General features: G+C 61.2%; 14 protein-coding genes, 1 tRNA gene and 2 pseudogenes. 4 read left to right on the forward strand and 13 right to left on the reverse strand.

Features of this window, described 5'->3' with window-relative positions:
- Positions 1-109: 109 nt before the first annotated feature.
- Positions 110-910 (reverse strand): alpha/beta hydrolase, encoded by an 801-nt coding sequence (locus PYH37_RS08910; protein ID WP_280732452.1) that lies wholly within the window; start codon positions 908-910, stop codon positions 110-112.
- 751 nt (positions 911-1,661) lie between these two features.
- Between PYH37_RS08910 and PYH37_RS08915 the strand changes: the two genes are divergently transcribed.
- A complete protein-coding gene (locus PYH37_RS08915; protein ID WP_280731057.1) occupies positions 1,662-3,110 on the forward strand; it encodes a carotenoid oxygenase family protein in 1,449 nt (482 codons plus the stop codon).
- A 354-nt stretch (positions 3,111-3,464) separates the two neighbouring features.
- On the opposite strand, the gene PYH37_RS08920 is transcribed toward PYH37_RS08915, so the two are convergent.
- From PYH37_RS08920 to PYH37_RS08930, 3 genes are all read right to left on the reverse strand, one after another.
- A complete protein-coding gene (locus tag PYH37_RS08920; RefSeq protein WP_280731058.1) occupies positions 3,465-4,136 on the reverse strand; it encodes a protein-L-isoaspartate(D-aspartate) O-methyltransferase in 672 nt (223 codons plus the stop codon).
- Between the two features lie 244 nt (positions 4,137-4,380).
- Complete coding sequence (locus PYH37_RS08925; RefSeq protein WP_280732453.1) at positions 4,381-6,141, reverse strand: adenylate/guanylate cyclase domain-containing protein; 1,761 nt, start codon at positions 6,139-6,141, stop codon at positions 4,381-4,383.
- Positions 6,142-6,412: 271 nt separating this feature from the next.
- On the reverse strand, positions 6,413-6,706 hold the full coding sequence (locus PYH37_RS08930) for a hypothetical protein (RefSeq protein WP_280731059.1): 294 nt from the start codon (positions 6,704-6,706) through the stop codon (positions 6,413-6,415).
- A gap of 512 nt (positions 6,707-7,218) precedes the next feature.
- Here PYH37_RS08930 and PYH37_RS08935 point away from each other — a divergent pair.
- On the forward strand, positions 7,219-7,914 hold the full coding sequence (locus PYH37_RS08935) for a GntR family transcriptional regulator (RefSeq protein WP_280731060.1): 696 nt from the start codon (positions 7,219-7,221) through the stop codon (positions 7,912-7,914).
- Between the two features lie 33 nt (positions 7,915-7,947).
- Entirely contained in the window at positions 7,948-8,808 is an 861-nt protein-coding gene (locus PYH37_RS08940; RefSeq protein ID WP_280731061.1) for an urea carboxylase-associated family protein, read from the forward strand.
- A 171-nt stretch (positions 8,809-8,979) separates the two neighbouring features.
- Here the strand turns inward: PYH37_RS08940 and PYH37_RS08945 are convergent.
- The 8 genes and pseudogenes from PYH37_RS08945 to fdnG form a co-directional block, all read right to left on the reverse strand.
- Positions 8,980-9,075 (reverse strand) — tRNA-Sec (locus PYH37_RS08945).
- 123 nt (positions 9,076-9,198) lie between these two features.
- Positions 9,199-11,031 (reverse strand): annotated as a pseudogene (selB, locus tag PYH37_RS08950) (selenocysteine-specific translation elongation factor); the annotation flags it as partial.
- Positions 11,028-11,792 (reverse strand): tetratricopeptide repeat protein, encoded by a 765-nt coding sequence (locus PYH37_RS08955; protein ID WP_280732454.1) that lies wholly within the window; start codon positions 11,790-11,792, stop codon positions 11,028-11,030. The pseudogene selB and the gene PYH37_RS08955, both read right to left, overlap by 4 nt.
- 59 nt (positions 11,793-11,851) lie before the next feature.
- Complete coding sequence (selA, locus tag PYH37_RS08960; RefSeq protein ID WP_280731062.1) at positions 11,852-13,264, reverse strand: L-seryl-tRNA(Sec) selenium transferase; 1,413 nt, start codon at positions 13,262-13,264, stop codon at positions 11,852-11,854.
- Positions 13,265-13,319: 55 nt separating this feature from the next.
- Positions 13,320-14,235 (reverse strand): annotated as a pseudogene (fdhE, locus tag PYH37_RS08965) (formate dehydrogenase accessory protein FdhE).
- Positions 14,236-14,284: 49 nt separating this feature from the next.
- Positions 14,285-14,992, reverse strand: coding sequence for a formate dehydrogenase subunit gamma (locus PYH37_RS08975; protein ID WP_280731065.1), 708 nt, complete (start codon positions 14,990-14,992; stop codon positions 14,285-14,287).
- Positions 14,989-15,930 (reverse strand): formate dehydrogenase subunit beta, encoded by a 942-nt coding sequence (fdxH, locus tag PYH37_RS08980; protein WP_280731066.1) that lies wholly within the window; start codon positions 15,928-15,930, stop codon positions 14,989-14,991. Before fdxH ends, PYH37_RS08975 begins: the two co-directional genes overlap by 4 nt.
- Before the next feature lie 13 nt (positions 15,931-15,943).
- Positions 15,944-19,030 (reverse strand): formate dehydrogenase-N subunit alpha, encoded by a 3,087-nt coding sequence (gene fdnG, locus PYH37_RS08985; protein WP_280731068.1) that lies wholly within the window; start codon positions 19,028-19,030, stop codon positions 15,944-15,946.
- A gap of 476 nt (positions 19,031-19,506) precedes the next feature.
- Between fdnG and selD the strand changes: the two genes are divergently transcribed.
- Positions 19,507-20,568, forward strand: coding sequence for a selenide, water dikinase SelD (selD, locus tag PYH37_RS08990; RefSeq protein WP_280731069.1), 1,062 nt, complete (start codon positions 19,507-19,509; stop codon positions 20,566-20,568).
- Between the two features lie 183 nt (positions 20,569-20,751).
- On the opposite strand, the gene PYH37_RS08995 is transcribed toward selD, so the two are convergent.
- Complete coding sequence (locus PYH37_RS08995) at positions 20,752-22,653, reverse strand: potassium transporter Kup (RefSeq protein WP_280731070.1); 1,902 nt, start codon at positions 22,651-22,653, stop codon at positions 20,752-20,754.
- Positions 22,654-22,834: the final 181 nt, after the last annotated feature.

Genomic DNA, 22,834 nt, shown 5'->3' on the forward strand with positions numbered 1-22,834 from the left:
CTTTGCCTCATCTCGTTATACTCCGCACCCCCTATATCGCAGCCTACCCGTCACGGTGCATTTACGCGGAGACCACTGCTGCCGCCGCTTGGGCACTCTAGGTGACGCCTTATTTCAGCGCCTCCACAAAGCGGATAATATCGGCAACCATGCGGGCGTCCCAAAGATCGTTATGGCTAGAGCCGTCGTAGATCAGCATCTGCTTGGGCTCCGGAGCAATGTCATATAGCGCCTCGCCCGAGGACAGCGGGATGATGGCGTCATGCTGGCCGTGGATAAACAGCTTCGGTTGCCTCACGTCTGCTATTCTTAAATCTGAACGGAAGGGATCCTTGATAAGAAGGGCGACCGGTAAGAATGGGTAATGCGTCTGAGCGAGTGACAGGACCGACAGGTAGGCAGAAACAAGAATGGCGGCGATAGCCGGTCTTTGCCGAGCCGTATTCACGGCGACGCCGCTTCCCAGCGATTGCCCCAGCACAACGATCTCGCTTTCAGAACGTGCCGAAAGCCAGTCGAATGTGGCGATGCCGTCGGTCAGTAGCCCGACCTCGCTTGGCGTGCCGGTTGACCCTGGATAGCCGCGATAGGAAATTGCGAGCAGGCCGATGCCCCGCGCGGCGAGCGCCCGGGCGAAAAAGGCATAGTTGCTGACCCTGTCAGCGTTGCCGAGAAAGAACAGCACCGACGGCTTGTCGGGTCTGCCGTGACTGTAGAGTCCGTGAAGCGTCTCGCCGTCGGGCGTCCTGATATAGACGCTCTCACCCCAGGTCGCGTGCTCTGGAGCCAGTGTCGCGATTGCGCCGGGGTAGAGGAGGGCGCGCTGTGAGAGATACGTCAGGCCGACAAACGACACGTAGGCGAAAGTCGCCATCAGCGGCAACATCAGCAGGAGTTTTGTGGCGCTCACGACAACATCCATCCGCGGCTCCGCCAAACATAAGGGATCGGTTGTCGACCGCAAACCGGTCATTCATGTTATCCGGTCGGATCAATGACAGGAAAGCTTTAATGATGAAGGCCGCCGTCACTGGCTTCTTGATCGGACGGCGCGGCGTCGTTCTTCTACGGCAGCCGGACGATCTATAACGGCCTCGACTTCATGGTGCGCCGGCGCGTACGCTGGTGCATCATGGGCATCAACGGCGCCGGTAAATCGACACTCAGAGCGCCGGCCGGCTGTTTCGGCTTTTCCAGCGATGACATCGAGAAGCGGTGCGTTACGGTGATCCGGACGCTTGCCACCCGCTTCGCTGACCTCTTCGTGCTGCCGCCCAAATTACATCCTCCATTTCGCGAGGATAGGCGTTCGGTCTGAACGGGGGTACGCATCATCGCCATCTAACGAATGCCTGCTTTCGCGCTGATTGAAGCGCTTTCGATGCGATGTCGCTGTATTTTGCCGCCCAACACCACCGCGCCATCGCCAGCCAACTTAGGGGTTAGCACAGTTCAGACGTCGCGTGCATGGCGGCTTTGGCGTAGTCTAGAGCGCCGTGCGTTCAAGTGAACGCACAAAGGACGCTCTAGCACTCTAGATTCTAGAGCATCTTGTCCGCTTCCAGCGGTTCCGCTTGAAAGCGGGATGCTCTAGCGCAGAACGCACGTAGCCAAGGAGCAAAGCCGGCGCTTTCGCGTTGTAGCGCGACGAGGCTGTAACCATGATTCCGATGTTTGCAAAGGGCTTCGCCGATCTTGAACGCGAGGTCGCGGTCGAGACGCTCCCGGTAACCGGCGCCATTCCGTCATGGCTGTCGGGCGCGCTGCTACGAACTGGTCCGGCCAAGTTTGACCTCGGCCGGCAGACCCTGAACCACTGGTTCGACGGGCTCGCGATGCTGCACCGGTTCGCCTTCAATGACGGCCAAGTTGCATATGCCAACCGGTTTGTCCGTTCAGCGAACTATCGGGAACAGCGACGAACCGGTCGCTTGAGCCGTGGCGAATTCGCAAGCGATCCCTGCCGGACGCTGTTCGGCCGGGTGCTTTCGAAATTCGTCTCCAAGCCGACGGACAATTGCAACGTCAGCGTCAACGCGCTGGGGCAGTCGTCTGTTGCCATGACTGAAACGACCTTGCCCGTCCGCTTCGATCCCGAAACGCTGGAAACCCTCGGACATTACAAATACGGCCCAGAAATTGGCGGTCAGCTCTCGATCGCGCATCCGCACCATGACACTGTGCGGCGCTGTCAGTTCAGCTATGTCGTCGAGTTCGGCCGGCAAAGTCGCTACCGGCTCTTCCGCGTCTCGGACGAGGACAGCACCCCGGCCGTGGTTGCGGAGCTTCCAGTGGATCGACCCGCTTACATGCACAGTTTCGCCATGACCGAGCGCTATCTTGTATTGGTGGAGTTTCCGCTGGTCGTCAGTCCGCTGCGCCTGCTCCTCAGTGGCGAACCCTTCATCAGAAATTATCGGTGGGAGCCGCAACGCGGGCTGCGCTTCCAGATCGTCGAAAAAGACAGCGGTCGGCGCATCGCCACTGCCGAATCGGATGCTGCCTTTGCCTTTCACCACGTCAATGCCTATGAGCGCGGTGATGAGCTCGTGCTCGACCTCGTCACCTATTCCGACGCTGGCATTATCGATCAGCTCTACCTCTCACGTTTGCGTACGGGCGAGCCTGTCGACGCGGTCGGCTCGCTCTCCCGCTATGTCGTTCCGCTCGACGCCACAAAGCACAGCGCGCAGAAACATCAGATCGCCACGACCGCTATCGAACTTCCGCGGATCGACTATGGCCGGGTTGCGGGACGACCCTACCGCGCGGTCTGGGGCACGGGAAATCGCCAGCGGGGCAATTTTCTCGACAGCCTTGTCCGCATCGACGTCGAAACTGGTGATAGCTCCGAATGGATGGAGCCAGGATGCTATCCGGGCGAACCCGTATTCGTCGCGGCCCCGGATGGCAGCGATGAAGAGGAAGGCCTGCTGCTTTCCGTTGTTCTCGAGGCTCAGAGAGAAAAGTCGTTTCTCCTCGTACTTGATGCTTCGCGCATGACCGAAATCGCTAGGGCAGAGTGTCCCCATCCAATCCCTTTCGGGTTTCACGGCAACTTCTTTCCCGCGAGCAACGGTAGGCTGTCAGTACGGAATGTTCACCGCTAGAGCATCCCGCTTTCCAGCGGAACCGCTGGGAGCGGACAAGATGCTCTAGAATCTAGAGTGCTAGAGCGTCCTTTGTGCGTTCACTTGAACGCACGGCGCTCTAGGAATAGCGGCCTTGCGAGGCTGGTTCGGTTTTAGACGAGCGCTGCCCACCGATTGGGAACGGAACGGGGCTGAGGCGTATATATTCGCGAACGCGATCCGTCGCCATGACCGCAAACATTGGCTTGATCAGTTCACGGGATCGCCGACGAGCCGTCCTCGGGCCAACACCTCCGCATAACAGCGCTGGACGACGGTCTCGAATGGCGTGGCGGTCGGAACGGCGCCGTCGCGCCGATGTCCGCACCCGCATCAGGCCGCCTCGATCTGGCTGAACCGAACCGGGATGAGTTGCCGCGCCTCGAGGTGTCCTGCCGCATCCTTGTCGATGACAGTCAGAAACTGTACTTCAGATCCCAGAGGCAGAACCAGGCGTCCCCTTGGCTTGAGCTGCTCAAGCAAAGCCGGTGGCGTCTCCTCAGCCGCCACCGTGACCAGGATCTTGTCGAATGGGGCGTGCTCAGGCCAGCCGCGAGACCCGTCGCCGATACGGATGCCGACATTTGACATGCCGAGGCCCTCCAGGAGAGCCTCGGCAAGGCTTGCGAATTCCTCGATGATTTCGACGCTCCAAACCTGCCCGGCGAGCTCCGCCAGGATTGCGGTTTGGTAGCCGAGGCCGGTGCCGATCTCGAGCACTGCCTCATGCGGTTGGGGAGCAAGGAGATCGGTCATGAGAGCGACCATGAACGGCTGCGAGACGGTTTTATCGAAGCCGATCGGCAGTGGCATGTCCTGGTAGGCAAAAGGCGCAACCGCGGCCGGCACGAAGAGATGCCGGGGCACCCGCAGCATCGCTGCCAGCACCCGTTCATCGAGCACCGCCTTGCCGAGTTCTTCGCTGGCAAGGTCGGCATGAATTGCAATCACCTCGACCATGTGCCTGCGCAGAACCGCAAGGTGCTCTTCGTTCATTGGCTTCATGAGGGCGGGCTTTCCTCAACCAGTTGGCCGCCAGATAGGCCTCTCAACATTAAACGGCCACGGATAGACGATAGCAAGACCAAAAGGCGAACAATGGCCCAGCGATCGATGGCGCCTCATAGGCAAGATCGCAGAAGGGGTGGAAACTTGCCCGACCGAATGGCTGTCGGAACGAGCGTGGAGCGCGATGACCGGACCTCCGCATTCCTCTCCGCTGAGGCCGCATGTCTGTCCCATTTCGTATTTAGATGGAGACGCCGGCCTGGCGGAGCCCGTCCACCAGCCGATCGAACAGATTGGCATCGCGGTAGGGTAAGGCCCGCTTGAGGTGATCGACAGAGAAATTCGGCTTGATCTCCAGCGTCTCCCGCCAATAGCGTCGCGCTTCTTCGTGACGGCCGATGCGGCCATAGAGACAGGCGAGATAAAACCGCGTCATGTCCGATCGCGGCGCAAGTGTCAGCCGTCGCTTGAAGGCGATCTCCGCCTCGTCGAAGCGCCCGAGGCTCAACAGAGCCCTCCCCAGGAAATGCAGCGACAGGTCGAATTGCGGGTCGAGCCGGTGGGCGCGCGTATAGAGCGCGACGGCGTCTTCGTACCGGCCTCCGAATTCCCTTATAGTGCCCAGTGCGGTATAGGCGTCGCCCGAATTGGGGTCGAGTTTGATCGCCCGCTCTGCGGCGTCCTCCGCCTCGTCCAGACGCCGCATCCAGGCAAGGACAAGCGAGAGTGCGTGATGGCCTAGCGGCTCCGTGTCATCCGTATCGATCGCCTTGTGGGCCAGTTCAAGCGCCTGTGTGAGATTTTCCGGCGTCGCGCCGTTCCACTGGTTGACGTATTCCGCAAAGGCGATGATCGACAGCCGGGCATAGGCGGCCGCCAGCCCCGGATCGATGGCGACGACGCGCTCCAGCATGGCGCGCGCCTCCATGGACGATACGGCGCTGAACTGCAGCATCGTCTGGCGCGAGCGGACGAGCAGGTCGTAGGCTGCCGGATCGACCTTGCCGCGGCTCTCGCGCCGCTCCTCTTCGCCGGCCGTCAGCTTCACTCTGAGCGCGTCGACGATGGTGCGGGTCACCTCGTCCTGAACCGCGAAGATATCCTCGATGCCGCGATCGTAGCGCTCGGCCCACAGATGACCGCCGGTCGTGCCGTCGATCATCTGGGCGTTGATGCGGATGCGGTCGGCGGCCCTGCGCACGCTGCCTTCCAGGACATAACGGACGCCGAGTTCCCGGCTGACCTTGCGGATGTCCGGCGTCTTGCCCTTGTAGGCGAAAGAGGAATTGCGGGCGATCACGAAGAGACCGGACACCTTGGAAAGGTCGGTGATGATGTCCTCGGTGATGCCATCGGCGAAATAACCCTGCTCCGGGTCGCCGGACATGTTGTCAAACGGCAGGACGGCGATCGACGGCTTCGCCGGAAGCCGCGGCGGGGTTTCCACGGCAGTCTTGATGGGATCGTTCGTGCGGTTCGGCGACCATTTCCAGACATGCACCGGACGCTCGATGTTCTTGACCTCGTGATAGCCGCTGTCGACGAAATCGATGCCGGCGCGGCCATGCACATATTCATGAACGCCGTCCGAAATCGCCACGCCGCCGGGATCGGCGAGCGTCTCGAGACGGGCAGCCACATTGACGCCATCGCCGTAGAGATCGCTGTCCTCGACCATCACGTCGCCGAGATTCACGCCGACGCGCAGCACGATAGCCCGGTCTCCCGGCATGTCTCTGTTTGCGGCCGCCATCGCCTGCTGAAGGGCCGCGGCGCATTCGACGGCATTGACGGCGCTGCCGAATTCGACGAACACGCCGTCGCCGGTCCGCTTGAAGACGCGGCCCTGATGATTTGCGACGAGCGGCTCCAGCACCTCTTTCCATCGCGCCATGAGCAGCGTGTGCGTAGCCGTCTCGTCGCGCTCCATGAGCCGGCTGTAGCCGACCACGTCAGCGGCCAGAATGGCAGCAAGCCGACGTCTGATCGATTCGTTGGCCATACGCAATGGCACCTTCCTAGCCCGATGGATCAAATTTTACTGGCGTCTTGCATCCATGTCTATTCGGCTGCAACTGGGCTTGGTCGACAGCCAACGTTCATTGCAGTGCGCGCCAACGTCCGCTTGTGTGGCGCGTTTTCGCCGTTGAAGGGACGGATCAACTTCCGCTCTCCATCAGACCCGGTCCTTCGACATGACTCTCGTCAAGCTGAGTGGCTGATGCGCTCGTCGCCTCAAATGCGCCAGAACCAGATTTTGCAGGGAGCAGAGCTCAGCCTTGCTCCAAAAGTGCCTGCGCCAACTCTTCCCATTCCTCATCAAGCGTTAAGATTGACGGTGTGGCGCCGAAGCGTCGATACCAATATTCAGCGTTGGATTGATCGCCTTCCTTGCGATGGAGGTAGGCATGCACATGCATATCTGCCGTATCGTCGTGCTCCTGCGCGCGCTCATGCGCCTTATTCCAATCGCCCTTTGCATCCCACCACAGCGCCAGCAGGGCCGAGCTTAAGCCGGCGGGCGGCTGTGGTTTCGCAATCGAGTCTCTGAAGGCCTGCAAATCCAATTTTTGCCACCGTCGTGAAATCCAGGAGGTCGATGATACTCGTGCTGGCGGCCGAGCGGTAGCGTGCATCGGGCGATATCCGGAATGACCGCATTTGGGTCAGGAGAGCCGGTTCCAAAGGATGTCGGTTTTTAGCGTGCCGTCTGGCCTCACGAATGCCCGACGCGGTCAGCTCTTCCCCATTGACCTCCTGCAACGAAAACGCGCCAGCGCTGTCGCCTGCCTTGGCGACGGTCGAGCGGTGGAAGCTATCGACGAACAGATCCTCCTGCATTTGGACCGGGATACGAGCGCTCTTTCGTGAATTCCCCATGTGCGCCGGCTGCGCACGCAACAATGTCCGACAAAATATTGTGGACACAGCCGCGATGTGCACCAGTTGAACTGCAATATGGCCCCTAGATAGCGCGTGTTTCGCACACGAACCTGCATCAGCCTAAAATGATTCGGAGCGAATAATTGGTTGACAAGAAAATTTTGTTCAACAAAGTATAAAACTCAAGGAGAAACTCGTGCGCAATTATGATCGCCCTCTCGTTCTGTCACAAACCGCAGCCGGCCTCTTGCGCGATAAGATCCTGCGCGGCGAGCTGGCGCCGGGTACGCCTCTCCGCGAGGTCGTCTGGGCTGAGACGCTGAATGTCTCGCGCAACACACTGCGCGAGGCCCTCCGCGATCTCGTGGCCGAGGGATTGATCGAGCACCGTGCTCATCACGGCGCGACCGTGCGCGCCCTGAGCGCAGCCGAGATCAGCGAGATCTATACCATTCGCCTGACCCTGGAGCTTCGCGGCGTCACCTGCAGCGCCTATGCGTCGCGCGAGGCCATGAGCGAACTGGTCAAGCGGGTCGAAGCGGTCCAGCGTGCGGCCATCGCGCGCGACTGGCAGCAGTGCGGCACCGCCTCGCTGGAGTTTCACCGCCAACTTGTCAGTTTCATAGGAAGTCCCCGGCTGGATGCTCTCTTTGCCTCGGTCGCGGCGCAGGCGCGGCTCGCCTTTTCGCTCGCCCGCGACGCCCGGCGCTTCCAAGAGCCTTGGGTGGCGCGCGATGTCGAGATCTGCAGCATGCTCTGCGATGGCGACCGCGCGGGCGCGGCACGGGCGCTCGAGCTCTATCTGCAGGAATCAGAGCGCGTTCTGCTGGAGGCCGCCCGTGCCCATAACCTGCCTCGCCCAAGCAACACCTTAATGCCTGACGCCGACTGAAGCGGGCGGACTGAAACGAAACGGAGAACAGGGATGAAGCCCAAAGGCATTACGCCAGCCCCACAGGACGCCGCCGCCCGCAAGGCGGTCACGCCAGTAATCTGCTACCCGGTCGAGAGCTTGCCGCGCCCCGATCTCGCCGCCTATCGCGCCGTGCGCGACGATCTCGAACTCGTCGATCGTGTCATGGTTCCCGCGCGCGATGCGGCCTGCTGGCCGGTTCCCGCCGGGCACTTCTGCCGCATCCTCTGCAGCGAGGGTTCGCAGGTCGGCGATCTCAACCTGTTCAACGCGCATGATTTCAACGAACGTCTCTACACCGGCAAGACGCGTGCATTGAACGGCACCCATGTCGGGCTTGGGGACCAGCTATTCTCGAATATGCCCTATCTGCGCCCGATCGCCACGATCACACACGATACGCTTGACTGGTACGGCTTCGACGAATTCGGCGGCTCGGTCCATGACGTAATCGGTACGCGCTGCGATCCCTATACGCACAACTTGCTGAGCAACGGCGGCCAATATCACTACTGCTGCCACTCGAATCTCACCCGCGCCTTTGCGAAGCACACCGGCAAGGCGCTGGCCGAGGCCTCAGTCCATATCCATGACGTGCTGAATGTCTTCATGTGCACCGGCTTCACGCGTGACAGCGGGCAGTATTTCATGAAGGCGAGCCCCGTGCGCCCCGGCGACTATCTGGAGTTCTTCGCCGAGATCGATCTTTTGGGGTGCATGTCGGCGTGCCCGGGCGGCGACTGCTCGTCGGAGCATTCCTCGGATACGGCAGCCTGCTACCCGCTTGAAGTCGAAGTCTACAAGCCCGTTCGTCAGCCCCGAGCGTGGACCTCGCCCGCGCTGAACGGCTACGACGGTACTCACGGCCTGTAGCAATCGGGTGGAAATGTCGCTCTCTACGATGCTACCGAGGCCATGCTCAACTCGGTCGCGACGCCTCATCTGCGAGGCGAAACTCTTCCGTGCACCGGCTCCTGATATCGAGGAGCACTCCGATGCGGGTGTCAGCGATCGTCATCGGGCACGTTCGGTCGAACGCGATGATGGCGGAAGAGAGTGGGAGTCGAACCCACCAAAGACCGTCTCTCGGCCCCTCCCGGATTTGAAGTCCGGACGCCCCACCGGGGACGAATCTCCTCCTGAAACGACATCCTTGCCAAGCATACCATTCGACAAATTGCCGAAGAAATCCAGACGGCTCCTGTTGAGACGGCGTAGGTCCCCGCGTCTGAGCGTGACGCTGTGGCGGTCGAAGAAATCGAGGATCTGGATGGCCACCTTGCGGCCGTTTTCGAGGCGATCGCGAAACTGCATCGCGGTAAACCAGCCTTTGTCGGCGGCTGCGCTGATCTCGGCGATGACTGCAACCATCTCCGCGACCGCTTCGCGCAGGAAGAAATGGTCATGCGCTACCTCGTGCACCTTGCCCATGCGGCTGCCGAGTTTCAGCAGCCGGCGTGCCTGTGCCTCGGGCAGAGCCAGCAATCCGGCAATGTCGCGCACACGTGGCGGGCGATACCGTTGGGCACCGAGCAAGGGCTCGATCTCCTTCCAGAGCCGCTCGTCGGCCAAGGTCATGACCACTCGATGTTCGGCAAGGCGAACCCATGCGCCATCCAGCACGATCTCTCCCGGCCTGACGAGGACCTGCAGGGCCGCACGGAATGCAGGCACCGGCAGGCGAAGCTCGAGCCGCATTCGCAACCGTTCGACACCCATACCCGGCAAGTCCGGATTTTCCGCATGGAAGGCTCCGAGCCGTGCGAGGATATCACCGCGGAGCCTGGCCCAGCTCTCCAGGGACATGGCGAGCGTAGCGGCATCCGGCGGCAGTTGCACCACGCTTAAGGATTGCACCAACGCGCCGGCTTCCGCCGCAGCAATCGCCCGGTCGCGGGCGAAGGCAGCGATGTCGACAAAAAAGGGCGGAATGGCAAGCAACGCCGCGATCGCCTGTTTCGGCTGGGTCAAAGAGAGGGCATCGAGTTGCGCCATCCGCTCCTGCGTGCGGCGCTTGCGTGCGGGCGCGCGCAAATCCACAAACCTGCCGCCGCCGATCGTACGCCGAGCAGACGTATCGCGAATAACGTAGCGGTCTCCGGCCGCCGCCGCGATCGGCCGATCCAGCACGAGTTGGACGCGCGTCCGTGCTCCCGGGGCCACCGGCTCTTCAGCCAGCAAGACGATGCGGGCTCCGACTTCCGCCGATGCATGATGAAGCCGCACCGGAAACCAGTGGCCGATCGGCTTCGGCTCTGAGCCAAGCACCCGCAACGTCGCATCAATCCGGCCGGTCGGCGCATGCAGGCTATGGTCGCAGACCATGTCGCCGCGGTTGATCGCCGCTTTTGTTATGCCATGGCCGACGAGATTGAGGGCGCAGCGATCGCCCGCGCGGCCATTTTCGCTTGGCCTGTTCTGCGCGTGGATCGATCGCACCCGCGCCTCGAGGCCCGAGGGGCTGACGGTGATGTGATCCTCCACCGATACTTGTCCCGAAAGAACGGTTCCGGTGACCACCGTGCCCACACCCTGAATGGTGAACGAGCGATCGACGGCCAGCCGGAAGCGCCCGGTCGTCTGCCGCCGCGTGAAACGGCGCGCCGCATCGGCGATTTCATCGCGAAGCGACGCCACCCCCTTGCCCGATACCGTTGAAACGGGGATCATGAGTGCATCGGCGAGCGCCGTGCCTGCGAGCTCGTTCCGCATCGCTTGCTCGACTTCCGCCAAACGACCTTCCGCCACCAGATCGGCCTTGGTGATGGCGACGACGCCGTGTTCGATGCCGAGAAGATCGATGATGGCGAGATGCTCGCGCGTCTGCGGCATGACGCCGTCGTCGGCCGCGACGACGAGCACGACGAAATCGATGCCGCTGGCGCCTGCGAGCATGGTGTGGATGAATTTCTCGTGTCCTGGAACATCGATAACGCCGATCGTTTCCGCGTGCTCGACGGGCATGTAGGCAAAGCCCAGATCGATCGATATGCCGCGGTCCTTTTCCTCCTTCAGCCGATCGGTATCGACCCCGGTCAGCGCCCGGACGAGCGACGTTTTGCCGTGATCGATATGACCGGCGGTGCCGACGATCACCTTTCATCCCCCTCGTTTGTGCGCTGGCGTGGAACTGCCGTTTCGGATAGGGGGCGCGCGGCGCGGCGCTCGGCCTCCGTCAAACCTTCCGTGTCGAGCGTCGCGCGAACGACATCGAAGAATGGCGCTGCCAGCGCGCTGCCGCCTTCACGCGCCCTCAAGAGCCAGGAGAAGGCTTCGACCGGATCGCGGGCGGTACCGCTTCCAAGATGATAGGCCGCGCCAAGCATCGCCTGCCCGTCAGCGTCGCCGGCGCGCGCGCCGCGCCCCCACCAGTAAACCGCTTCGACGGGATCGCGCGCGACCCCCATAGCATTGTGATAGAGCATCCCCAGCCGCGTCATCGACGAGGCGGAGCCGTTGTTCGCGGCGGCGAGCGCCCAGCGGCGCGCTTCCGCAAGATCGGGCTCGATGAGGTCGCCTTCCAGCAGCATCCAGCTCAACATGTCCTGAGCCTCGGCGTCATTCTGCTCTGCAGCCTTGCGATAAAAGGCTGCCGCCCTTTCATAATCCGGCTCGATGCCCTCGCCCTCGAACAGGAGGGAGGCGAGATTGCGCTGACCGACCGGATCGCTGGCCTCGGCGGAAAGGCTCAACCAACTATAGGCAACATCGACATCCCGGGCCACGCCCAACCCGCCCGCGAAGCATGCGCCGATATTGTTCTGTGCCCGCGCATTTCCCGTCCGCGCCAAGGGCTCCCATATCGCGAGAGCGGTTTCGTAGTCACCATTGCGGGCGGCTGCGAGCGCCTTTGCCATAGGTGCCTCGGAGGAGACATCGCCCTTGGTCTGCCTCCGCAAGAAGCGGTTGAGAAGACTCACGGTGAGGATCCTTCCGCTGGCGGATCGAGATGGGCGAGATTGGCGACAAAACCTTCCTCGTCCTCAAGGCAGCGCAAATCTAGGATGAGCGATCCACGTTCGATGCGGCCGATGACCGGCATCGGAAGACGCCTCAGTGCCGTTGCCAGCTCGGCAAGCATGCGGCCGCTGCCCGAAGGCGGCGCCAAAGCCAGCCCCGCGCTCGGCACTGTGGAGAGCGGCAATGCGCCGGAGCCGACCTGGCTTTCGCAGGTAACGACCGAAACGCGGAATGTGCCTTTCACCGCACGCTCCACGAAGGGAGCGAGCCGCTCGGCCTGCTCGCTGATGTCAGCCTTCGGACGGGCGAGCAATCGCATCGTCGGAAGACGCTCGCTGAGCCGATCCCGGTCGCGATAGAGCCGCAGCGTCGCTTCCAGCGCGGCAAGGCGAATCTTGTCGACGCGCAGAGCGCGCTTCATCGGATTCCTATTGATCTTTTCGATGAGGACGCTGCGCCCGACGATGAAACCGGCCTGTGGACCGCCAAGGAGCTTGTCGCCGGAAAAGGTGACGATATCGGCGCCATCGGCGATCGCTTCGCTCACGGTCGGTTCATGCGCGAGCCCGAAGCGGTCAAGGTCAGTTAGAGTGCCGGAACCGAGATCGTTGATTAGCGGCAGCCCATGCTCGTGGGCGATCCCCGCCAGCTCGCCCGCCCCGACCTCTTTCGTGAAGCCTTCGATACGATAGTTGGACGTGTGGACCTTCAATATCAGGCCCGTATCGGGGCCGATGGCGTTCCTGTAGTCCTTGGCATGGGTGCGGTTCGTGGTGCCGATCTCGACGAGGCGGACGCCGGAGCACTGCATGATATCCGGCATACGGAATGCTCCACCGATTTCAATGAGCTCGCCGCGCGAGACGATCGCCTCCTTGCCGCCCGCCAGACTGTTCAGTGTTAACAGCACGGCCGCGGCATTGTTGTTGACGACGGTCGCATCCTCCGCACCGGTCAGCTCGCAGATGAGCGCACGCAGGTGATCGTCTCTCTCGCCGCGTTTGCCGTCCTCAAGGTTGAATTCGAGCGCAACCGTTTCGCGCATTACCGCCGTTGCGGCATCGATTGCCGCTTGCGCCAGCAAAGCGCGGCCGAGATTGGTATGGAGCACCGTTCCCGTCAGATTGAATAGGGAGCGTAGCGTCGATCGATCATTCGCCTCGAGCGCTGCGAGGGCGGCGGCTGCGATGGCGTGCGGGGAGGGGACACCTGCGCCTTCGCGCACCTCGTCCCGGATCCTGGACAGGACGCCCCGCAAGGCTTCGGCAACAGCCGGCCGGCCGAAGCATTCGATCGCCTCGGCGACGCCGGTCGACCTCAGAAGCTCGTCCACCGACGGGATGTCGCGCAACCTGATATTGGCCTCCATAACGGCCCTCCCTGGGACACGCACCTCTCTCGCTTCGAAGGGTTTCGCATCCCCTCTAAAAGCCGGCCAGAAGCGGCGCAAATCCGCCACGGCGATAAGGGCCTTCGCTCATCAGAAGATCGAGGCTCAGGCTCGCAACATCGTCGGCAACGGGTTCTATTGCCGGGTCCTTGTTCTGATAGAAAATCTTCGTCCAGCCATGGCATTCGTCGCAGGTTTCGGCCTTGACGATCCCACCGTGGTTTTCGATTTCCCGGTAGGAGATCCCCTTCGTGGAGCCGCAAAGCACGCATTTGACGCGGACATAGTGCCAGAGCGTCGAGCAAAGCGAGCAGGAACAAAACCGCGCGCCGTGCGAGCCCGGCCAGCCGACGACCATGGACGATGTCGGTCTCCCGCCGCACACGGGGCAGATGCCGTCGGCGACCGGCGTGAGCTTCCCTGCCTCGAGAACCGATGCAAGCCGGGCGAAGTGCACCTGAAGCGCCGCCCAGACGAAAATATGTTCGGCGATCGCGTCTGCGGGCAATGAACAGGAGAGAACGGTTGCAGCCATGGCAAGACGCGCTTGTGGATCGGCGCGGGTGACCCGAGCGAGCGCAGCGGCAGCCGGGGCCGGCTTGTCGATTGCGTCAGCGGGCGCGAACAGACGGTCGAAGATGGCGCCGATCGCTTCGCCGTCCTCGATCCCGTTGCGGTGAAGCGGCGGCATTTCGAACTCGCGCGCGCATGAGTGTCGCGGCGTCGGGACTCTCGGCAGCCGGGAGGTCGCCCTGGATAATGTGTTGAGCCGCCGCAAGGCCTGCGAGGAAGTGGAGATAGGGCGCAAGGTCGCTCGCTTCGGCCAATTGACGGAGACGCGCGGCCCTAGCGGCGAAGAGGGAAGTCGGATCGGGAAGGCGCGCAAACGGCGGCGACGAGACATCTCCGATGGCCGTTGGATCAGGCGCTGCGGCGTCTTTGTGTTTCATCACACTCCTCACGAACCCGACGGGTCACGTGACACAACCCCGAAGGTTGCTACTCAGCTGCAGTCTTCTTCGTATCCTTCGCCGGCGGTCTGGCGACCAGTTCCCGCAGCCATTTGCGATGATACCGCCACGCCCAGCCGCCGGTCACGTAACCGCGCGTCATCGCCCGTATGGTACCGCGGACCCAGATCGCTGCATAGACATGGGTGATCCAAACGCTGATCGCGAGGATGGCCGCGACCGAGTGCACGAGAAGGGCCCATCGCTTCTGCTCGATCGTGGTGTAGGCCGCGAAATACTGATCCCATATGACGACACCGGACGTTATCAGCACGACGATCAAAACCGACATGGACCAGAAGACGAGCTTCTGCCCGGCATTGTACTTGCCGATCTCGGGCAGGCGTTCGTCGTGGGCGGTCAGGACATCGCGCACGCGCGCAAGCCAGGTGCCATCCTCGCGCTTCCAGAGATTGAGCTTCCAGAAGCGGAAGAAAAGACCGAGGAAGCTGAAAAACAGGACGACGCCGATCCAGGGATGAATGGCGCGTACCAATTGGCCGCCGCCGAACAACGCCGACAGGAAGAAAAGCCGCGGGTGGAACAGAGACAGACCGGAAAGCGCGAGCAGCACGAGGCTTACGGCCGTAATCCAGTGATTGATCCGCGCACCGCCGGTATAACGATCGACCGTTACAGGCTTGCCAGGGTGAACGCTGTCGCCTTTCCCGACGTCATAGTCCGAATCCGTACTCATGAGGAACGATCTCCCGTAAACCGCTCAGCGGCCTCCTCGTCCTCTTCGGAAACGCGGTTGGGGCCGTTGACCATATAATGCAGAAAGCCGGTGACCGCCGCGACGCCCATGACGGCGAGACCGGCATATTTCGTGACCCCCTTCCAGGCCTCGACGATCGGGCTGATCGTCGGATTGTTCGGCAGACCGGCATAGATCTCGGGCTTGTCGGCGTGGTGCAGCACGTACATGACGTGCGTGCCGCCAACGCCCGGCGGATCATAAAGCCCCGCATTCGTAAAGCCGCGGGACTTCAGGTCGGCGATCCGCCCTTCCGCGTGCTTCTTCATTTCCTCTTTGGTGCCGTAGACGATCGCTTGCGTCGGGCATGCCTTCGCGCAGGCTGGCCCCTGGCCAACGGCGATGCGGTCGGAGCAGAGCGTGCATTTGTACGCGGTGTGATCGACCTCTGAAATCCGCGGAATATTGAACGGGCATCCTTTGATGCAATAGCCGCAGCCGATGCAGTTTTCGTGTACGAAGTCCACGATGCCGTTCGAATATTGGACGATGGCACCGGGTGCAGGGCACGCCTTGAGACAGCCCGGATCCTCGCAATGCATGCAGCCGTCCTTGCGGATCAGCCACTCCAGATTATTCGTCTCCGGATTTTCCCACTCGGTGAACCTCATCAGCGTGAACATATCGGGCGTCAGATCGTGCGGATTTTCATAGACGCCTGTGTTGGTCTCGAGCTCGGGATGGGTATCATTCCACTCGATGCAGGCCGATTGGCAGGCCTTGCAGCCGATGCATTTCGAGACGTCGATGAGCTTGGCCACCTCGGTCTGTCGCTCAGGCGGCGGCGTTACGGTCGACGCCGATCGCCGTATCAGATCCTTTTCGCCGAATTTCGGGCTTTGAGGTCCGGTGGCGGGGTTTGGGACGGGCGGGAACATGGCTTGCTGCCTCCTACGCCACCGGCCCGGCGATGGGCTCGATATTGACCAGGAACGCCTTGTATTCCGGCGTTTCTATGTTGGCGTCGCCGACGAAAGGCGTCAGCGAGTTCGGACCAAACCCCTTCTTGGCCGCTCCGGTGAAACCCCAATGCAGCGGTATGCCCACGACATGAACGGGTTTGCCGTCGCAGATCAGGGGCTTGATCCGCTTGGTGACGACCGCCTTCGCCTGGATCGATCCGCGTTTGGACCATACGCGCACCCAGCCGCCCTTCGTGATGCCTTTCTCCGCGGCCAGTTCCTCGGATATCTCGACGAAGAATTCCGGCTGCAGCACGGCATTCGTCCGGCAGTGCTTGGTCCAATAGTGGAAGTGCTCGGTCAGGCGATAGGACGTCGCCGCATAGGGGAATTCTTCCGAAGCGGGTTCCGCAAACTGCTCGAAGTCGCCGGCAAACACCCGCGCCGCCGGATTGCCCCGCAACTTCGGGGCGACGAGATTGCCAACCGGCGATTCGAACGGCTCGTAGTGGGCCGGAAACGGCCCGTCGCGCATCATTCCCCGGGTGAAGAGACGCGAGACGCCTTCCGGGTTCATGATGAAAGGCCCAACCTCGGCAGGCTTTGCCGTCGGCGCGATGTCCGGCACATCATAACCGGACCATTTTGCGCCGTCCCATTCGATCAGCTTGCGGCTTGGATCCCATGCCTTGCCGTTGAGGTCGGCCGAAGCCCGGTTGTAGAGGATGCGGCGGTTGACCGGCCAGGAGAATGCCCATTTGGAATAGGCGCCGGTCTCGTCCGGGTCCGATGTGTCGCGCCGGGCCATGTTGTTGCCGTTCTCGTTGAAGCAGCCGGAATAGATCCAGCAGCCGGACGAGGTCGAGCCATCGTCGCGCAGGGCCGCGAAACCGGGTAGGAGCTTGCCAGCCTCGGCCACGACCTTGGTCGGGTCTGTGGCGTCGTAGACCGTCGCCAGCGCTCTGCCGTTGATCTCCTTGGCAAGTTCTTCCGCGGTCGGTTCGCCCGCGTCGGTATAGGTCCAGGCGAGGTTGACGATCGGATCGGGGAACGTTCCGCCTTCCTTGCGATAAAGCTCCTTCAGGCGCGTATGGATCTGCGCCATGATCCAATTGTCGGTCTTTGCTTCGCCGGGGGGCGTGCCGCCCGGCCAATGCCACTGCAGCCAGCGGCTGGAATTGGTGAGCGAACCTTCGTCTTCGGCAAAACAGGTGGAGGGTAATTGGATGACCTCCGTCTGGATCTGTGAGGAATCGACGTCGTTGAACTCGCCGTGGTTCTCCCAGAACCGCGCCGTCTCGGTATCGAGTGGATCCATCGTGACGAGATATTTGAGCTTCGACAGTGAATCCGTCACCTTCTTCCTGTTCGGAGCCGCAAGCAGCGGATTGAAGCCTTGGCAGATGTACCCCGTCATCTTGCCCTGATTCATGAGCTCGAAGGCGCGCAGGATGTCGTAGCCGGAGACGTCCAGCTTCGGCAGCCAATCATAGGCGAAATCGTTTTCCGGCGTCGCCGCCGAACCCCACATTGCCTTCTGGAAGCTGACGAAGAACTTCCTATAGTTCTGCCAATAGCTCATCTGGTTGGGTCTGAGCGGCTTGAAGCCGCGCGTCGCCATGTAGGTCTCGAAATCGACCTCCTTTTCCGTCGGTATCGTCAGATAGCCGGGGAGCAGGTTCGACATCAGCCCGACATCGGTGAGGCCCTGGATGTTCGAGTGACCACGCAACGCATTCATGCCGCCGCCGCGTATGCCGATATTGCCGAGGATCAGCTGCAGCATCGCCATGGCACGGATATTCTGCGAGCCCTTGGAATGCTGCGTCCAGCCGAGCGCATACATCGACGTCATCGCCTTGGTGGGCGATGAGCACTCCGCGATCATTTCGGCCACTTTCAGGAACTTGTCCTGCGGCGTACCGCAGATCCGCTCCACCATCTCGGGAGTGTAGACGGAGACATGCTCCTTCAGCAGGCTCCAGACGCAGCGCGGATTCGTCAACGTATCGTCCACGACCGCATAGCCGTCGTCGCCGATGTCATAGTCCCACGTCGACTTGTCGTAATCGCGCTTTGCCTCGTCATAGCCTGTGAACAGCCCGTCCTTGTACTCGAAGCCGTCCTTGACGATGTAGCTGGCATTGGTGAACGCCTTCACATAGTCCCACTGCACCTTTCCGTTCTGGATGCAGTGGTTGATCACGCCGAGCAGGAAGGCGATATCCGTGCCCTGACGGATCGGCGCATAGACGTCAGCCACCGATGCAGAGCGGGTGAACCGCGGATCGACCACAATCAGCCTTGCGCCGCGATCGGCCTTTGCCTCGGTCACCCATTTGAAGCCGCAAGGATGCGCCTCGGCGGCATTGCCGCCCATGATGATCACGAGGTCGGTGTTTTTAATGTCCGTCCAGGAGTTGGTCATTGCGCCGCGGCCGAAAGTTGGAGCCAAACTGGCTACCGTTGGGCCGTGTCAGACACGCGCTTGGTTGTCGAAGACCAGCATCCCGGCGCTGCGGACGACCTTGTAGGTCTCCCACGCTGTTTCGTTCGTTGTCGCCGAGGCGGCGAGGAAGCCGGTTGTTATCCACCGGTTCACGGAGACGCCATCTTTGTTCTTCTCGACGAAATTGGCGTCGCGGTCGTCCTTCATCAATCGGACGATCCGATCAAGCGCCTCATCCCAACTGACCCGTTCGAACCTGTCAGAGCCGGGCTTGCGGATCATCGGATATTTCAGGCGCGTTTCGGACTTGACGAAATCGAGCAGCGCCGCGCCCTTGGGGCAGAGCGTGCCGCGGTTCGTCGGATGGTCGGTGTCACCCTCGATGTGGATGATTTCCGCCTTTTTGCCCTTCTTCAGGTCGCCATTCGAATACATGATGACGCCGCATGCGACGGAGCAATAGGGACAGGTGTTGCGGGTTTCGGTGGTGTTCACCAGCTTGAAGGCGCGGATTGCTTCGGCGTGCGCCGCCTCGATCTCACCAAAGCCAAAGGCACCGAGCGCCGTGGCCGCTACGCCAGCACCGGCCGCGCCCAGAAATTGGCGCCGCGAGAGTTCCATGTTCATAGCATGACACCTCCCTTGAAACCGGCGTTGCCGCGCTGGACATGCCGGCAAATCTTGCTACTCCATCGCAACGTCAGACGTAACTCGGCGTTTGAAATTAAGATCTTAGCTGTCCGTATTCTATTGTCAAATTAATAAGAGCAATAAAGATGAATTCAATATTCTACTTAAATCTAAATCGGCTCTTGTTTGTTGGGGCTCCGCCGATGGGCATTATTTGAGGGCACTAAAGACCGCAGCATCGCAAATTGACGCTCGGTTCGCAATTAACCATACTGTATTTATGAGCTTGCACGCCGCTCCCGAGTTTCGGGGCACTGCGCATTGGGCTGATACCGAGCCGCCGAGGACGGTGGGCCGTTTCGACTGTGCCCTTCTTATCTCCTGCAACCTTCGACATTTGTCGCAACGCGTAGCGCGAGTTGCCACAGCGCGGCAGCGCGTGCCTCGCCTTTGCGAAACATTGGGAGGCATCCATGGATAGTTCGACTGCGTCGACCCCCCTTCGCCTGACGGCGCTTGCCCATGGTGGCGGCTGCGGTTGCAAGCTGGCACCATCGGTTCTCCAGCAACTGCTGGCGGAGCAGCCCGTGGTTGGTCCCTTCGCCCGGCTGCTCGTCGGCACGGAAACAGGCGACGATGCCGCCGTCTGGCAACTTGACGACGGCACCTGCGTGATCGCGACCACCGATTTCTTCATGCCGATGGTCGATGATCCATTCGATTTCGGCCGGATCGCAGCGACCAATGCCCTCTCCGATGTCTATGCCATGGGCGGAAAACCAATCATGGCGCTCGCGATCCTCGGCACGCCGATCGACAAGATGCCAACCGAAATGGTTCGAGAGATCCTGAAAGGCGGCAGCGCGATATGCGCAGAGGCCGGCATTCCGATCGCTGGAGGCCACTCGATCGATTCGCCGGAGCCCATCTATGGGCTGGCGGTGATCGGCACATGCCCGGCTTCGAGCATTCGGCGCAACAGCGGCGCACAAGCCGGTGACGCGCTGATCCTAACGAAGGCGCTCGGCGTGGGGATCTATTCAGCGACCTTCAAGAAAGGCGCACTGCCACTGGATGCCTATGCCGAGCTCATCGCGTCGACGACGCTCCTCAACAGTGTCGGCGCCGAACTCGCCGGGCATGCACATGTGCATGCCGTCACCGACGTTACCGGCTTCGGTATTCTCGGTCACGCGCTGGAGATGGCCAGGGGATCGAACAAGCAGATATCGCTCAGAGCGTGCGACATTGCCCTCTTTACCCGCTGTGCCGAACTGGCAGAGCAAGGATTCGTGACCGGCGCCTCCCATCGAAACTGGGCGAGCTACGGCATGAGCGTCCTGCTTCCCGACGCTCTCCCGATATGGCAGCGACACATCCTCACCGATCCCCAGACCTCAGGCGGACTTCTTGTTTCATGCAGTGCTGACCGAGCGGAAGAACTGCTGCAAGACATCGTTGCGGCAGGCTATGCGGCAGCGCGGATCATTGGCGCGGTAGAGGAAGGCAAACCGGGACTACGGGTTGCTGCCTGAAAGTGGCTCGTCGGTGAAAAACCTGACCTGGAGGCGTCGTCTCCGCGGGAAGAACCGTTGCCAGGGTCCCATCCGGAGTTAGGCGTCATGCGAATTTCGGAGCGCAGAACTTAGAGAGCCCGCCTAACTGACCACGCGAGCCCTCTTTCCGCGAACCATGAGCAGCTCGTCTGGCGTGCACGGCTAGATGATCACTTGCTCTCCCAACTCGACGACACGGTTGGCCGGCAGGTGGAAATAGTCGGTTGGATCGATCCCGGTCCCAGCCATCGCGATGAACAGCTTGTCCTGCCATTTTGGCAGCCCGGATTGAGGGTCCTCAACCAGTTTGCGTCGGCCCAGGTAAAACGACGTCGTCATGATCTCGAACTTAAATCCTTCCTTTCGGCAGCGCGCCAGTGCCCGCGAGACATTGTGATCGTCCATGAAGCCGAAGCGCAGTTCAAGTTTGCTGAACCGGTCGGAGAGTTTTGTCAGCGTGTAGCGGTCCTTCTCCGGGACATAGGGCACTCTGGCCGTCTTGATCGTCAGGATGACGTTGTGCTCGTGCAGTACGTGATTGTGCTTGATGTTGTGCAACAGAACGGCTGGGGTCATATCGGGTGTTGCCGTCAGGAAGATTGCCGTTCCTGGTACCACGACAGGAGCATGCTCGGACTTGCGTTCGACAGCGGCTATGAACTTATCGAGCGGAACATCTTGGCGGGCCGTCTTTTCGCGCAGATACCTGACGCCCTTTCGCCATGTCCACATCAGCGTCATCAAGCTGCCGGCGAAGAGGATGGGCACGTAACCGCCGTCTTGGATCTTGAACAAGTTGGCGCCGAGAAACACCAGCTCAAGCAGGAACAGAGGAAGCAGGAATGCAGTCGCGGTCAAGGCAGACCAGCTCCATACATAACGGACGAACGCAAAGGCGAGGATTGAGTCGATCACCATGGCGCCGGTGATGGATACGCCGTAGGCGGGGGCAAGAGATTCGGAACTACCGAATACAAACATGAGAACAAGCACGCCCGTCAGGAGGGCGCTGTTGACCAAAGGCAGATAAATCTGGCCCGTCTGCGTTTCCGAGGTGAAGCAAATCTCGAATCTTGGCAGGAAGCCGAGATGGATCGCTTGCCGCACGAGCGAAAACGCTCCGGTGATCACCGACTGGCTGGCGATGATCGTTGCGGCAGTGGCAAGGATCACTACCGGCAACAGGGCCCAGCTCGGAAACATCAAGAAAAATGGATCGGAGAGGGCATCGGGATGGGAGAGCACCATGGCGCCCTGTCCGAGATAATTCAACGCCAGTGCCGGAAACACGATTGCAAACCAGGCCGCCTGGATCGGTTGGCGCCCGAAGTGGCCAAGATCCGCATAAAGCGCCTCGGCTCCTGTCACCGTGAGGAAGACGGCGCCGAGCACGACGAAGCCGACAAAACCGGCATTCCACAAAAAGGCAACTGCGTGAACAGGATTGAACGCCGCGAGGATCGCCAGATCGTCACCGATATGGGCGACACCGGCTGCCCCCATGACCAGAAACCAGATGAGAGTGATCGGGCCGAAGAAGCTCGAGACGGCCCCCGTGCCGCGGGACTGGACGGCAAATAGCAGCACCATGATCGTGGCCGAGATCGGCAGGACGTAATCGTGAAAGGCTGGCGTAACGAGCTTGAGGCCCTCGACGGCCGAGAGCACTGAAAGCGCCGGCGTGATCATCGCATCGCCGATGAAAAGGGCGGCACCCAGGATACCTGCCACGAACATGCCCGTCGTATACCGCGGTGCCTTTTTCAGGAGCAGGGCAAGCAGCGACAGCGTGCCACCCTCTCCATCATTGTCAGCTCGAAGCAAGAAGAGGACGTATTTGCAGGTGACGATCATCGTCAGGGTCCAGATCATCAGCGAAATGAGACCGACGACCTCTTCCCGCTCCACACCCCCTGCTGCAAACGGCCGGAGTGCCTCGCGGAAGGCGTAGAGCGGACTTGTTCCGATGTCGCCGTAGACCACGCCGACCGATCCAAGGGTGAGCACCAGAAACTGGCGCAGATTATTCGCCTGTGCCGGGGCATGGTCGAGGGAGGTGGTCATGGGTTTTCCCCGAAATGCTGGACCCGAGGCGCATACGACTGTGCTCTTCAAGAGTCAAATGCAGAGTGCGCGAAGGCCTCTGCACAGAACGCCTAGAGTAAAAGGAAGTTTCCGAGTTTCTTCCGGCTGCAGACAAACTGGTCGAAGCGTCAAGTAAATCGGCGAGATGTTCACGCCGTGC

Source organism: Sinorhizobium numidicum (genome assembly GCF_029892045.1).
Taxonomy (GTDB): Bacteria; Pseudomonadota; Alphaproteobacteria; order Rhizobiales; family Rhizobiaceae; genus Sinorhizobium; species Sinorhizobium numidicum.

Bases quoted from the DNA above. Each gene is read 5' to 3' on its own strand.
- PYH37_RS08915 (WP_280731057.1), top strand. From the start codon at position 1,662: ATGATTCCGATGTTTGCAAAGGGCTTCGCCGATCTTGAACGCGAGGTC.
- PYH37_RS08920 (WP_280731058.1), bottom strand. From the start codon at position 4,136: ATGAAGCCAATGAACGAAGAGCACCTTGCGGTTCTGCGCAGGCACATG.
- PYH37_RS08925 (WP_280732453.1), bottom strand. From the start codon at position 6,141: ATGGCCAACGAATCGATCAGACGTCGGCTTGCTGCCATTCTGGCCGCT.
- PYH37_RS08940 (WP_280731061.1), top strand. From the start codon at position 7,948: ATGAAGCCCAAAGGCATTACGCCAGCCCCACAGGACGCCGCCGCCCGC.
- PYH37_RS08955 (WP_280732454.1), bottom strand. From the start codon at position 11,792: ATGGCAAAGGCGCTCGCAGCCGCCCGCAATGGTGACTACGAAACCGCT.
- selA (WP_280731062.1), bottom strand. From the start codon at position 13,264: ATGGAGGCCAATATCAGGTTGCGCGACATCCCGTCGGTGGACGAGCTT.
- PYH37_RS08975 (WP_280731065.1), bottom strand. From the start codon at position 14,992: ATGAGTACGGATTCGGACTATGACGTCGGGAAAGGCGACAGCGTTCAC.
- fdxH (WP_280731066.1), bottom strand. From the start codon at position 15,930: ATGTTCCCGCCCGTCCCAAACCCCGCCACCGGACCTCAAAGCCCGAAA.
- selD (WP_280731069.1), top strand. From the start codon at position 19,507: ATGGATAGTTCGACTGCGTCGACCCCCCTTCGCCTGACGGCGCTTGCC.
- PYH37_RS08995 (WP_280731070.1), bottom strand. From the start codon at position 22,653: ATGACCACCTCCCTCGACCATGCCCCGGCACAGGCGAATAATCTGCGC.